Here is a 13,994-nt window from a genome sequence, read left to right on the forward strand (position 1 = left end):
GGGCTGTTTAGAAATACATAATTTTGACGACAACAGCGCCCGTAATCGCTTATACTCTTTTATGACCCCATTATTGGGAGTACCTTTTTGTATTCACCTGTTTTAAAGCCTGATATTTTTGATCCACAAGCACAGAATAGCTCAGTGTTATCCTCTGTCGACTCTGCTCGTGCCAGTCATTTAGGCGCTGATCATTCGGTGGTTGATAGTAAACCGCTAACCGATGGGTTTTCGCGGCGGCTGACTTATTTACGTCTTTCTATCACTGATTTTTGTAACTTTCGCTGTGAGTATTGTCTGCCAAACGGCTACCAAGGCAAACGCCCCTCCGATGAGCTCACCGTCGCTGAAATCAAAACTTTGATTCAAGGCTTTGCGCAAGTGGGCACGCAAAAGGTGCGTATCACTGGTGGCGAGCCGTCGATCAGACGCGATGTGGTGGAGGTTATCGAAACGATCAAGAATACCGCTGGTATCGAGATGGTCGCAATGACTAGCAATGGCTACAAGCTTGGCAAGCACCTAGCCAACTGGCAGGCGGCAGGACTAAACCAGCTCAACATCAGTATGGATAGTTTCGATGCCGATACTTTTCATCAGATGACGGGCTTTAATACCCAGCCCCAGCTGATGCGCGACATGGACACCCTTCTAGCGACTACTGATATTAAGCTCAAAATTAATAGTATCTTAATGGCGGAGACTGCTTTTCAAAACTTAATTGACGCGATGGACTACGTCAAAGACCGTCCTGTGACCTACCGCTTTATCGAGTTTATGCAGACCAGTGACAACAGCGATTTGTTTTTTGCTCAGCATGCGCAGTCTGATATGATTACGGATTATCTGCTCGAGCGCGGTTGGCAGTCGCATGATCGCGGTAGCGCTGATGGCCCTGCAATAGAATACAGCCATCCTGACTATCTCGGGCGTATCGGTATGATTGCCCCTTATGCCGCGCACTTTTGTGATAACTGTAATCGTCTTCGCGTGAGTAGCCAAGGCAAAGTGCATCTGTGTCTATTTGATGAAGGCAATTACGATATTCGAGATTATCTGAAAAACGACGATGTGCAAGGTCTAGTCAACACCTTGCATAGCTTTATGCCGATTAAGCCTGAGCATCACCATCTGCATGAGTCTAATAGCGGCATGATGCATAACTTATCGATTATCGGTGGTTAGAGTATGTAGATGGAGCTCTCATAGTAAAACGGCAAACTGTCAAACCGTAAAAATAAAATATTTAAACTTATCAAATGATTAGAATTAGGAATATCTATGTCTAAGCCTGCTGCAGAATTTACCCCGCTGAATATTGCTGTGCTTTGTGTCTCTGACAGTCGTACGCTTGAGGAGGATAGCTCAGGGCAGTACTTAGCCGATAGCTTGGTTGATGCGGGTCACCACTTAGCTGATCGTCAGCTGATTACTGATGATATTTATCACATTCGTGCGGTCATTAGTGGCTGGATTGCTGATCCTAATGTGCATGCAGTAATCACCACAGGCGGCACTGGGTTTTTTATCCGTGATAGTATGCCAGAAGCGGTCAGCGTATTGTTTGACAAGTCGATTGACGGTTTTGGCGAGATGTTCCGTTTGCTCTCCAAAGAGGATATCGGTATGTCAACCATTCAGTCGCGCGCTATCGCTGGTATGGCCAATGGCACAGGCATCTTCTGCCTACCGGGTTCGACCGGTGCTTGCCGTACCGGCTGGAATGATATCTTAAAAGAGCAGTTCGATAATCGTACCCGTCCCTGTAACTTTGTTGCGCACTTTATGCGCGCCAATCCAGGTCACGACTAGCGTTTTGAGACTTATAAAATATAAGTAACCTTTAATGAGTTAAGAAAAGTACATGTCTATATCTTCTGATTATAAAAATGCTCCGGCTAATACTGCAAACCGCTCGCACGCTACCCTATCGCATTTAGACAGCGATGGTGAGATTCATATGGTCGATGTGGGCCACAAAACAGCTACTACTAGAGAAGCGCATGCTGTCGGTCAGGTGTGTTTTCCAGCGGACATCTATGGTCAAATAAAAGCCGCTGATGGCATGACAAAAAAAGGCAGTATCACCCAAACTGCCCATATCGCAGGTATTATGGCAGCCAAGCGTACTCATGATTTGATTCCGCTTTGTCATCCATTGCCGCTAGATAAAATTGGCTTAAGTTTCGAGTATGACGACAGCTTAAATAGCATCATGGTCAATGCAACGGTGAAAGTCACTCACAAAACTGGGGTGGAGATGGAGGCGCTGACCGCTGTTAGCGTGGCTTGCCTGACCATCTATGACATGACCAAAGCGCTGTCGCATGACATCGTGATTGATGGAGTCAAACTCATGACTAAGACCGGTGGCAAGTCAGATTATAACCATCAAGTAACATAGTCTAAGTGTGATGTTTTATCAAAAATAATTTTAGCGAATAAACGATTTCAAGCAACGCTGCACTTTTCCATGCAGCGCCGCTCTATAGGAGTAGTAAGATGACTGACAATACAAATGATTTGATGACCATCAATGTACTGTATTTTGCCAGTCTTGCGGACGAAGCCAATTGTCAGCAAGAGCAAGTCACGCTTGCCCCTGATACTTCACTAGCTCAGCTATATGAGCAGCTTCGCGATAAGCATCACTTTAGCCGTCCGCAAGCCGATCTGCGTGTGGCGGTAAATGATTACTTTGCCAAATGGGATGACCCGATTAATGATGGCGATAGCGTGGTGTTTATTACCCCTGTGGCAGGCGGCTAGTCGCTAATTATCTGTCGTAGACTACAACTCTAGCCTAGCAAAAATAACACAACTCAAAATAGTCGAACTAAACTAGAACCGATTCATAATCTGAGCATATCAATGACTGGTGAGAATAAAAACAACGAAATAAAAATTGGCGATAAAGAAGACGTACATAGCCAATCGATGCAAATCAAGCGCAGTGCTGATGACGCTTATGCTATCGCTGAGCGTGATGGTTTTGCGCTATTAGATGAAGCTATTGACGAGACGCGCCTTAGAGCCATGCTCAATGACGACAGCTGCGGTGCTTTTGCTTGTTTTGAAGGTCGCGTGCGCAATCATAATAATGCCAGCTGTGTCGAGCGTTTGACTTACTACGGCTATGAGGATTTGGCGATTAACCAAGGTCGGCAAATCATGGATGAGGCTAAAGAAAAATTTGAGATTACCGCTGCGGTTGCCATTCACCGTATCGGCGCATTAGAGATTGGCGATATTGCCGTTTGGATCGGTGTGATCTCCGCCCACCGCTATCCGGCGTTTGATGCTTGCCGCTGGATCCTCGATACCATCAAAGCCGATATTCCCGTTTGGAAGCAAGAATATTATGACAATGAGTCGCCCAAATGGCTAAGCAACAACGGTTAACTCATGATGGCTAATAGTTAATAGCTGATGAGTACCATTACTCCCCTTCTGCTGTAATAGTTGTAGCGCTATGGTCGACCCTTCTCTCTTATCAGCGATGTTAATGCCATTTTGGGTCAGCCTTAAGCTGGCAGGCGTCACGACTTTATGTCTCTTATTGCTCGCGACCCCGCTTGCTTATTGGCTTGCGCGCTCCAGTCGTTATCGTTTTGTCAGTCGTTTCAAAGTTATTTTACTAGGCGTTATAGCAATGCCTTTAGTGCTGCCGCCGACGGTTATTGGCTTTTATTTACTGCTGCTGATGAGTCCGAACTCGCTTATTGGTCAATGGCTGAGCGCGCATAATCTTGCAAGCTTAGTGTTTACCTTTGAAGGCCTTGTGGTCGGCTCTATCATTTACTCCCTGCCTTTTTATGTGCAACCGGTTTACGCGCAGTTTTTGCGAATTCCTAAAAGCGTCACAGAAATGGCGCAATTATTAGAAGCCAGTCGCCTTAGACGCTTTATCACCATAGCGTTACCGCAAGCGCGTATCGGTATTATATTGGGTAGTCTGATAAGCTTTGCTCATACCATTGGCGAGTTTGGCGTGGTATTGATGATAGGCGGTAGCATCTCAGGCGAAACAAAAGTCATCTCCATCGCGATTTATGAGCAAGTCGAAGCGCTAAACTATGAGACAGCGCATCTAATGGCAGCGGTACTAGTAGTTACAGGTATGCTTATGGTCACTTTGATCGCAAGTGTCAGTAAGTCCATGCAGCGCTCATAGCACGTATGCTCTTATCAATACTCACAACAACAGTTTTAAAAGGCTGTTACTTTTTTTCTAACAAACCTTTGCGTCAAGCCCACAAGATAATTACTGAATAAGTCTCTGCTCTATGACAGTATAAGTTATCACTCATCGATAATAAGGATTACTTATGTCATTGACCCAAAATACACATCTAAGCGGTTTATCCATTCGTAGCAAAACTTGTAGCTGCTCAAAGTGCGGCTGTACTAGCGAAGCTACTTGTAATAAGTGTGATATGTGCGCTAAGTGCTGCAACTGCGGCTCATAGCTCATAACTCAAAATTGATGATAAGCGCAAGCGCTTTAGAGGACTTCTCTAGAGCGCTTTTTTGTGCGCTATTCATACAATCTTATAATTTGCTATAGTAAAGACAATCAGTAGCCACGCCAACAGCCGATGATTTTTATATTGAGGAGACTTTATGTCTAGTGAACAGCATATTTTAGCTTGTGTTGATGGCTCGACCGTCACTCAGTCCGTTTGTAGCTATGCAGCATGGTACGCCGATCGCCTCAATTTAGCGGTGGCGCTACTCAATGTGGTTGATGTCCCTGTCTCCTCTAGACGCGACTTATCAGGAACGATAGGAATCGATAGTCGGCAGATATTACTAGAGGAGTTGACACAGCTGGATGAGCAAAGAGCTAAAGTGGTCAACAGCTATAGCAACGCACTCATCGAAGATGCAAAAAGCCATATAAGTAGCCACTTCGATGTTGAGATAAAAGCTTATAGACGCCGCGGTAAACTACTGCCCGCCATCGAACATTTTGACAGCGAAAACCGTGCGATCGTGCTAGGGCGACGCGGAGAAGATCATCAAAATGATCGCGTCAATATCGGTAGTCAGATTGAAACGGTGACCCGCGCTTCTAATAAGCCTATCTTGATTTGCTCAGAATCATTTAAAACACCAGCCTCATATCTTATCGCTTTTGACGGCAGTAAAACCGCGATAAAAGCGGCGCAGATGGTGGCGAATAGCGAGCTGCTAAAGGGCTTGCAAGGTTATATTGTGATGGTCGGTAATGATAATGATACCGCCAAAAGTAGCTTAGCAGCTGTGACTGAGCAGCTCAGCTCTTCAGGATTTACCGTTACGGCTCATCACTTGCCTTATGATGATGTCGTTGAGGGACTGGTTGAGTTTCAAGCCAATAATGCTATCGATATGATCGTCATCGGCGCTTATGGGCACTCGAAGTTTCAACAGCTCTTTATCGGTAGCACCACTACCAAGATTATCACCAAAACCTTATCGCCTATTTTATTATTACGCTAGTAGCTATAACAGTTGACTAACACTGCGCTTGAGCTCTTTAAGTACTTGTTGGTACTCTGGGCTTTGAGTGTCAGCGTCACTTAAGCGTCCGTAGCGCAGCTGTCTATAATGACGGCTAACCTCTTGCAGACCTTCCCCATTCAACCCATGAGCTTGGCTATTTTCTAAACGCTTAAGCCATGCCAAAGCGCCTTCGTTATCATGACGCGATAAAGCTCTATCGTTTTTAGCTACCTTGCTAGAGAGCTTTATCAGCGGTCTATCTGCCGGATGCCACTGTTTGCGCCTACGATACCAGATCATAAAGACGAGTAGGCTTATCACGGTGATAGCGCTCGCTGCTAGCCAAGCGATTTGCTCAGAGATAGAACGAATATTGAACCACTTAAGCAGCGATCCGGCTTGTTTATCCTGATCATAGCCGACGACATCTTTTTGCCAATAGTAGCTGGCTTGATCAGATAGTCGTCTTAGCGCTTGTAGCATCTGATACTGCTGATAGCTGACTTGAGCGGCTGCGCCCTCGCCGAACAGGCTAGCACCTCGCGACTGAGTCAGCGCGTCCATCCCTTGCTCAACGCGCTCAGGAGCAACAAAAGCTGTCGGGTCAACGCGCACCCAGCCTTGACCCTCAAGCCATACTTCACTCCAAGCGTGTGCGTCCATTTGCCGCACTTCCCAGACGTTACCGCCGCGGCTCATCTCGCCGCCTTGATAGCCGGCCACCACGCGTGCTGGTATGCCAACCGCACGCATCATAAAGGTAAAGCTTGAGGAATAATGCTCACAAAATCCAGCTTTGGTCTCAAATAAGAAACTATCGATACGGTCTTCATCCAGTGGCGGCGGCGATAAAGTATAGCGAAACTCAGTTTGATTGATCCAGCGCTGGATAGCTTGTATATAACGCTCAGGGTCTGATCCTGATTGAGCAAATAGCTGCTTGGCAAGGTTTTGCGTTTGTAGATTACCTGCACTAGGCAGCGTTAGATTAGCCGCACGGCTGACCTCATCAAGGATAGGATCAATCTGCATAGGCGCATAGCGTAGTACCTCATAACGCAGCTGCTCACTGACAGGTTCCTCTTTGATTAAGGTAAAATCTGAGGTCAAGCGAGTATCTTTATTTTGGGGTAAAGGATAATCAAGGCCAAACAGCCATTGCTGCTGAGTGGGCTCTAAGGTGATCTCGTAGCTTTTTGGCTCAGTCTTAGTAGTGGCAGTGGCAAGCGACCGCGCAAGCCAGTTAGGGGGTTGCCTGCCAGGCTGCCATTGCTGCTGCACGCGCCGGTTGGGACGCCAAGTGACGCCATCAAAATCACTAAAGACTAAGCCGCGCCAGTACAGCTCGCTTTGTGCCGGGCGAGCTTGAGCAAACTCTACACGAAAAGCAAGCTCTGTCGATTGACTCAAGCTCGCAATATCACCTGGCGACATGCTATCAGAGACGCCAGTAGTTGCCTGACTTGAGGACAGCTGCACGGACCATAAAGGCGGCAAGCGCGGAAAGAATAAAAACAGCACCACTAATAAAGGTAGCGCTGAAACGCCTAATACGCCAAGGGTGCGCATGCGCCCGTCACCGCTCGTATTGCTATCATCATTGAGCGTTATAAAAGCCAATAATATGATAATAGTCGCCGCGACAACCTGCAAAGTGGTGACAAGACCCTGATCTAATAAAAACAAACCTGCAATAACAAATAATGATAAATTCAGTACCACATAGGCATCACGGCGTTTATAAAGCTCCCATAGCTTGCTGACTAAGCACAGCACTAAAAACCCAACGCCCATGTCTAAACCAAAAGCTGCGCCATAAGTGAGCGACAAGCCAGCTAACCCCAATAAAAACCCTAGCATCTGCATGACTTGATAAAGGCGCTTTAAGCGAGTGGGTTTGAACTTCGCTTTGATACTTGGCAGCTGGGCGATAATAGTGATAATGGCAAAGCCTATCAACCATAGCGGTAAATAAGCGGCATGAGGGAGGATGACAAACAGCTGGGCGATGAGCACCCAATAATATGCGGGCAATGACAATAGCCGCTGATACCTATTGCTTATGCTAGCGGGCTTATCGTGTCGCTGCCTATCTGGCAGACGAGTAGATGCCAGTTGACCATAAGCCAGTTTCTCAAAGCTTACGTCGCTGTCATCAATAGCTGTTATCGAAGTACGCCGCGTATCTGGCTTTGCATTTGAATATACCTTAGCTGAGCTTGACTGCTTTTTGTTACGCTTCAATAAACTCATGATGCTTGCGCTACTCTTAGTAAGCAAGCTTGCCCGAAAGCTTCGCCTTGGCCTATTTCAGCGGTACTAGGCGCTTCATGCGGCAACTGTAGCTGAAACGGCACCTCAAGCTTGCTTAAGGCCAGCACCCCATAAGTCAATTGTGCCAGTTTTTGTTCATGAGTTATCGCTGGCATATCCTCATAAGCTAAGCGCTGCTCGTAGCCGACAGGATCAGCAAAGTGCTTGGTAAACATACCCTGCCCGCGCGCCACATGCGCCCAAGAGACACGCGCTAGAGACTCGCCTGCGACATGGTTATCAAGGCGCTCAAAGTCGTCCTGACCTTGGGTAAACTGCCCACCGGTGGGCAGATCTGTGCTATTTGCGCTCAGATACCGCGCTTGCCACTCAAACGCCTCGGGCTGCGGATATACCCATGCTGGCCGAGCAAAGTAGACGTACGACCACGCGCGCATAATCCCTAAAGGATAGACCGTCTTAATATGCAAACGTGGTAATTCAAGTTTACCGCGCCTGTAGGTTGCAACTGGGAGTCGAATGATTTGCTCATTTTCAAGACGCGGCAGGAGCACTGTGGTTTGCATGACGTCTAGTGGGCCGTTTACCGAGCTTTTATTTGTCAGATCTTTATCTTGTGAATATTTACCTTGTGCATCAAAGCCAATAGACAGTTGCCGTCTAGGGTGCCGGCTATTGCTCAGCAGTTGCAAGGTTACCCAAACTGGCTTGCCTGCCTCGGCCATCGTCACTTCAAGCAAGCGTACTTGTAGCCCTGAGACATGAGCAAAGGTGACATGAAAGCTGATGAGCCAGACGCTGATTAGATAAAAGCACAGCCCTAGCACCAAGTTATTGCCATAATTGATCCCTGCGATAAAAGTGATAATAAGCAGCAGGACAAACAGTAGCCCTTCGCGGCTAAAGAAGATATAAACATTACGCAAATTGAGAGTCGCGTTATCGTCTCTAGGGGCGCGTTTGGCAAACCAGCGCCTGAACATCGCGGTCAATGGCTGCTTTATGGCCTGAGGAAAGATGGTCATAGTCACTCTATTACTTGAAGGCAGTCGTCAGACGATTACCGCCACTTCCGCCATAATACGCTGGGCGATAGTTGGCGGCGTTTGGCCACTGACGGCATTGGCAGGTACGAAGCGCTGACCTAGCCGGTGGTCAGTGACCGCAGCAAACACCGCTTGAATATCTTCTGGTGTCACCTCTTGCTGACCTGAGACATAGGCATAAGCTTGCGCGGCACTTTGTAGTGACAGCACGCCACGCGGCGATAGCCCATGATAGTCTTGACTGATCCGAGTCTTAGCAACCAAGCGCTGTAGATAGTCTAAAGAGGCATCTGCAACATAGACTTGCTGGACGCCTCGGCGCGCTAGTAGCACGTCCTCGGTATTGAGTATGGCATGTAACTCACGCAATAACTCACGGCGATCCTGCCCGCGCAAGAGTGCACGCTCCGCCTCAGCAGAGGGATAACCGAGCGACAAACACATCAAAAACCGGTCCAGTTGCGACTCAGGCAACGGATAAACCCCGGCTTGCTGCAACGGGTTTTGGGTAGCAATGACAAAGAACGGCTTGGGCAGAGGGTACGATTGCCCGTCTTGGGTGACTTGCCGCTCCTCCATTGCTTCGAGTAGCGCGCTTTGGGTCTTAGGGCTTGAGCGGTTGATCTCATCAGCTAATAACAGCTGAGTAAATATCGGTCCGGATCTGAATTCAAAAGCCATTTTGCCCTGATCATAGAGTGTCATACCTAAGATATCAGCAGGCAGCATATCATTAGTGAATTGCACACGGCTAAAGCTCAGTCCTAACAACTGCGCTAACCCCTGTGCAAGCGTCGTCTTACCCATACCCGGCAAATCTTGTAGCAGTAGATGCCCGCCTGCGAGGACGCAGCTGAGTGCAAGCTTGAGCACTTGGGGTTTATCGAGCACCACCTTGTTCAGCTGCACGAGTAGATGAGCGATTTGCTGCTGATTGCGCGCATAGTTATCAGCTGCTGCACTTTTGGATAAAGGGGCTACTTCTACAGTCATAGGCTTGGCATCATAATAAAAACAGTAAGGATATAAGTTCAGAATAAGATTATTGCTAAAGCGATTAGAATTGCTAGGTCTACTGAAAATCAGCGGCGGGTTTTTCTGCTGCTACGTCTGATATAACGACAGCATCGTTACTCATTTGACTATGCTGATTGCTATTCTGGTTATTTTGATCATTAGATTGATTCGTCGTATCGACTTGAGCATCCGCTGAGTCCGGCGCACGTAGCGTCGATAAATAGGCAATGACATCAGCTCGCTCGCTGGCATCGGGCATCGGATCTGCGAGCATTTTTGATTCGGGCATCGCTGTTTCAACATCTGCGATATAAGGATCGAGCGTCTCAGCATCCCATACCCAGCCTGAGGTCTTAAGCGCTTCACTATAATCATAATCAGCGAGCTGCGCCGCCTTAGCACCATAAATATTCATCAGCTGCGGGCCTTTTTTATTAAGCCCTGGGGTAAGCTGATGGCACTGACCACAAGCGTCTTGGTAGATTATCGCGCCATTATCTGCATCTCCTTGCTCATATACCGGTAGGGTCACCGCAGCACGGCTATCAGGCGGGGTACGCTCACCACAAGCGCTAAGTAAAATAGCAGCAGTAAAAATAACACTTATTTGACGAATAACCATAGACATGTTAACAAAAACTTCTGTTAATAAAAAACGTTAGTACTGCTTTTGATGTTAAACAACCGCTATGAGCGAATGAGCGTAGCGATTATATACGCCGCGTTTATACGACATTTATAGTGCGGCTCGGCTCTTCTAAATAGTAGCCTTGTAGATACCGTGCGCCTACGCTCCAAGAAACAGACATAGTGGCAGCATCTTCGATATAAGGCATTAATACGTTGATGTTTAACTTATTTACTTCAGTGATTAATGATTTTATGGTATCCAAATTGTCGTCGGTATGGATATCGGTGACGTAGCTTTGTGCAATACGTATCATATGCGGTTGCACAAATTCAGCGGTATCGAGTGACTTTGTCGTGCTACCAAAATTATTAATACCTAGTCGGCAGTTGACTTGATTCAATGCTGCAAACTGCGATTTTGCTATTGTTAGATGATTGCGAATATCTTGCTCACTGAACTGGATAGTAAGCGCGCCTGCCGGCCCTCCTACTGCTTTGATAATTTGACTGGCTACGCTTGCAAGTTTTTTATCGACCAATGAAGCACTCGTTAATTGCACTAACAGCCGCGCTTCTGGATGCGACTTACGTACTGTGCTTAGCTGTTTAAAAGCATTGATAAGTACCCAGCGGTCTATTTTCCCAAGTAGATTATGAGATTTGGCTACTGATAAAAACTGATTTGGAGTGAGTATTGTGTTTTCGGTATCACCTAACGGCAGTCGCAGATACACCTCAAAGAAGTCGCTGCGATCCAGATCAATATCGTAGATAGGCTGGAACATGAGCTCAAAGCGATTATCAGTAATAGCATTGACTAAATATTCAGCCAAAGCACTGTCATCTTCGCTCACATGTTTACTCAAATCGTAGAAGTGATAAGCATCGCCTTGATTGCTCGTCTCTATGCCGATATGGTTGATGGCTTCTAGCGCCCGCTCCAGCAACACTTTAGGAGCAGGAGCATTTTGGTCGATTTTTACCACGCCGATACTGGCAGTCGTACTTATCGTCCGCTTGTCCACGTTGATGAGCGTCTCACTGATTTTTAGCCGTACACGCTCAGCCAACTCCTTGAGCGCTTGGGTTGAGATATCATGGGCCAGGATAGTAAATGAGGTGTCCCTAAAACGGCTAACCGGATAGTCGACAGCGATGTCATCGAGCAGCGCGGCGACTTGCTTGACGGTGGCATCCACCCCCTCTAGTCCCAAACTACTGCTTATCATACCGGTGTTGTCTAGCTGGATATACAGCAGACCTGCGTGGCTCTTATTGTTTAGGACTTGCTGATGCAAGCTTGCAAGCCGCTCCTCAAAACCGCGGCGGTTACTGAGCCCCGTCAAGCTATCTAGACGCTCTACCGCGGCCAGCTGCTTGTCGATCTCAGCGCTACTTGGGCCACTTTGCTGAATGATGATCTGCGTCACAGGCTCGCCCTCGAAGGTAGCGGTAGCCAGCTGCAGCTTGACTTCAAAGACGTCACCGTCTTTGGTTTTACTGTTGGAGTTGAATTCGACTTGCTGTCGATTGCCTTTGTCAAACTGGCGCAAAAACTGCTTAAAGTCTTTGACATTGTCAGACCCGGCTATCAAGTCGATGACAGGTAAACCAATAATATCGTCCATCGTCTCAAAGTTGAACATCTTAAGATAAGGGTCGTTGGCGAAAATATGAATACCTTGATCGATGTAAGCGACCGCACTTTTGGAGTTTTTTATCAGTAGATTGGCGCGTTGTTCTGACTCAGTTAGCACTTGTTTTAAACTGCCAACTTGCCGCCTGGCAAGCAAATTAGCATGCAACAAGCGAATCGCCATCACCACTTGTGTCTCGCGCTCAGCGACCAGCGCCTTGACCATAGTACCGTCAATAATCACCGGTAGCCCATCTTGATTGCGGCCGTTGTCTGCCAGCTCATCACTCATCAGGCCAATGATAGGTAGATCAATATTATGCTCTTGAACGATAGCCACGACATCGGTGAAGCTTAAGTCATAAGCTCTACCAAACACTAGGACATCCCAGCTGTGGCGTAATGACTTGAGCAGCTCTTCTTTATCGTCCAAAAACCCTAAATTCACCTCAGCATAGTAAGATTTTAATAAATTGATCAAACCCTCAGCATATAGCTGATCATCGTCTATGACTAATAAATTCAGAGTCGTATTGGTCCGCATAAAAAATCCTCACAAATCTTACGATAGCAATCGAGGTACTTAAGTTTTTAGGTGCTTATGTTTCTAGGTTTCTAGGTTTCTAGATTTTTATCACTAGTTCTGTGCAACTAGATAAGCTATGTCTAGTCTGTGTTTATGACATCAGATGCTAATACTAGCATAACTAAATATCAATAAGCATAAAATCATATTCGCTAAAGCGCTCAGAGACACAGCCTTTATCTGAGTTTGTAAATATCAACTGGCACCTTAAACGCTCTATTGGGTAACTCGCGCACCAGCTTAGGGACTAAATAACCAGGCAGCCGCTCTAATAGCGTCCAGTACAGCGCGATAGCTTCGTTCTCTGAGCTATCAAAATGCGCGCCGCCCGCCACTTTATCCAATACATGTAGATAATAAGGCAGCACACCAGCGGCAAACAGACGCTGACTTAAGGCCACTTGCGTCTCTACATCATCATTGATATCGCGCAGCAGTACCGTCTGGTTGAGTAAGGTAATGCCTGCTACGCGCGCTCGTTGTAAATGCTGCGCGGTGGTGTCATCGATCTCATTGGCATGGTTGCAGTGGATAACCATGACGATCTGACAACGACTGCTCGCCAGTCGTTCTAGTAGCTCGGCGTCTAAGCGCTCAGGAATGACTACTGGCAAACGCGTATGCAGCCTTATCGTCGTCAGCTGCGGGATAGCTTCTAAACGCTCAAGCCACCCAAAGAGCCGACGGTTTGAGACGCTTAGAGGATCGCCACCGCTCAAGATTACCTCATTGATCTCAGGATGCTCGTGGATATAGTGGATAATGCCATCCTGCGCTGAGGCTTTTGGTAAGTTACTTTGATAGTCAAAATGCTGACGAAAGCAGTAACGACAATGGATAGCGCAGGCTCCGGTCACCGTCAGTAACACTCGAGACTGGTACTTATGCAGTAAGCCGGTCAGCGGATTTTGTGAATTTTCAGCTAAAGGGTCTGCGACGTAGCCCGTCACGGCTATCTGCTCTCTTTGATCCGGCAGCACTTGTCTAAGCAGCGGATCATTGGCATCACCGACTTGCATCTTCGCGACAAAAGCGCGCGGCACTCGAAGCTCAAAATGCGTTGGTACATATATCTGAGATCTTAGCGATTCGAGTTTTAATAGGCCTAATAACTCATCAATAGAGCTTATGGCTTCGGATAATTGCGTTTGCCAGTTTTTTTGTAGGATTAAATGGTTTATCATAACACCCTAATACTTTATGCCTAAAAGTCGCCATTATACGCTTATCACTGCGGCGTGCTAGTCACCTAGCAAAATATAGCGAGCATAATTACTGTATTTTACCTCTTATTTATTTGTGCTTATATATGGTTACT

13 protein-coding genes are annotated in these 13,994 nt (G+C 46.9%); 7 read left to right on the top strand and 6 right to left on the bottom strand.

From position 1 onward, the window contains the following. The first annotated feature begins 87 nt into the window (after window positions 1-87). The 7 genes from moaA (at window position 88) to AAEY83_RS04390 (ending at window position 5,484) form a co-directional block, all read left to right on the top strand. Complete coding sequence (gene moaA / locus AAEY83_RS04360) at window positions 88-1,185, top strand: GTP 3',8-cyclase MoaA (RefSeq protein ID WP_025645917.1); 1,098 nt, start codon at window positions 88-90, stop codon at window positions 1,183-1,185. A gap of 96 nt (window positions 1,186-1,281) precedes the next feature. Beyond that, the gene (moaB, locus tag AAEY83_RS04365) at window positions 1,282-1,812 is read left to right on the top strand and encodes a molybdenum cofactor biosynthesis protein B (protein WP_025645919.1); all 531 of its coding nucleotides are present in this window, start codon (window positions 1,282-1,284) and stop codon (window positions 1,810-1,812) included. Between the two features lie 52 nt (window positions 1,813-1,864). Further along, window positions 1,865-2,404, top strand: coding sequence for a cyclic pyranopterin monophosphate synthase MoaC (gene moaC, locus AAEY83_RS04370; RefSeq protein ID WP_025645921.1), 540 nt, complete (start codon window positions 1,865-1,867; stop codon window positions 2,402-2,404). Between the two features lie 98 nt (window positions 2,405-2,502). Further along, window positions 2,503-2,769 carry a MoaD/ThiS family protein gene (locus AAEY83_RS04375; protein ID WP_037059218.1) on the top strand — a complete coding sequence of 89 codons (267 nt, stop codon included), beginning with the start codon at window positions 2,503-2,505 and terminating at the stop codon, window positions 2,767-2,769. 102 nt (window positions 2,770-2,871) lie between these two features. Further along, a complete protein-coding gene (locus tag AAEY83_RS04380) occupies window positions 2,872-3,402 on the top strand; it encodes a molybdenum cofactor biosynthesis protein MoaE (RefSeq protein WP_051397445.1) in 531 nt (176 codons plus the stop codon). A 70-nt stretch (window positions 3,403-3,472) separates the two neighbouring features. Next, a complete protein-coding gene (modB, locus tag AAEY83_RS04385) occupies window positions 3,473-4,174 on the top strand; it encodes a molybdate ABC transporter permease subunit (RefSeq protein ID WP_025645927.1) in 702 nt (233 codons plus the stop codon). Window positions 4,175-4,623: 449 nt separating this feature from the next. After that, complete coding sequence (locus AAEY83_RS04390) at window positions 4,624-5,484, top strand: universal stress protein (RefSeq protein WP_025645929.1); 861 nt, start codon at window positions 4,624-4,626, stop codon at window positions 5,482-5,484. Between the two features lie 3 nt (window positions 5,485-5,487). Here AAEY83_RS04390 and AAEY83_RS04395 read toward each other — a convergent pair whose 3' ends face one another. From AAEY83_RS04395 to epmB, 6 genes are all read right to left on the bottom strand, one after another. Then, a complete protein-coding gene (locus AAEY83_RS04395) occupies window positions 5,488-7,740 on the bottom strand; it encodes a transglutaminase TgpA family protein (protein WP_025645931.1) in 2,253 nt (750 codons plus the stop codon). After that, window positions 7,737-8,786 (bottom strand): hypothetical protein, encoded by a 1,050-nt coding sequence (locus tag AAEY83_RS04400; RefSeq protein WP_025645933.1) that lies wholly within the window; start codon window positions 8,784-8,786, stop codon window positions 7,737-7,739. Before AAEY83_RS04400 ends, AAEY83_RS04395 begins: the two co-directional genes overlap by 4 nt. Before the next feature lie 27 nt (window positions 8,787-8,813). Beyond that, a complete protein-coding gene (locus tag AAEY83_RS04405) occupies window positions 8,814-9,800 on the bottom strand; it encodes an AAA family ATPase (RefSeq protein WP_025645936.1) in 987 nt (328 codons plus the stop codon). Window positions 9,801-9,879: 79 nt separating this feature from the next. After that, window positions 9,880-10,452, bottom strand: a complete 573-nt coding sequence (locus AAEY83_RS04410; RefSeq protein ID WP_025645938.1) for a c-type cytochrome — start codon at window positions 10,450-10,452, stop codon at window positions 9,880-9,882. A 97-nt stretch (window positions 10,453-10,549) separates the two neighbouring features. Further along, a complete protein-coding gene (locus AAEY83_RS04415) occupies window positions 10,550-12,634 on the bottom strand; it encodes an EAL domain-containing protein (RefSeq protein ID WP_025645940.1) in 2,085 nt (694 codons plus the stop codon). A 218-nt stretch (window positions 12,635-12,852) separates the two neighbouring features. Further along, on the bottom strand, window positions 12,853-13,860 hold the full coding sequence (gene epmB / locus AAEY83_RS04420; RefSeq protein ID WP_025645942.1) for an EF-P beta-lysylation protein EpmB: 1,008 nt from the start codon (window positions 13,858-13,860) through the stop codon (window positions 12,853-12,855). Window positions 13,861-13,994 lie beyond the last annotated feature (134 nt).

Origin of the sequence: Psychrobacter sp. TB20-MNA-CIBAN-0197 (genome assembly GCF_040309765.1) — a bacterium.
GTDB lineage: Bacteria > Pseudomonadota > Gammaproteobacteria > Pseudomonadales > Moraxellaceae > Psychrobacter > Psychrobacter submarinus.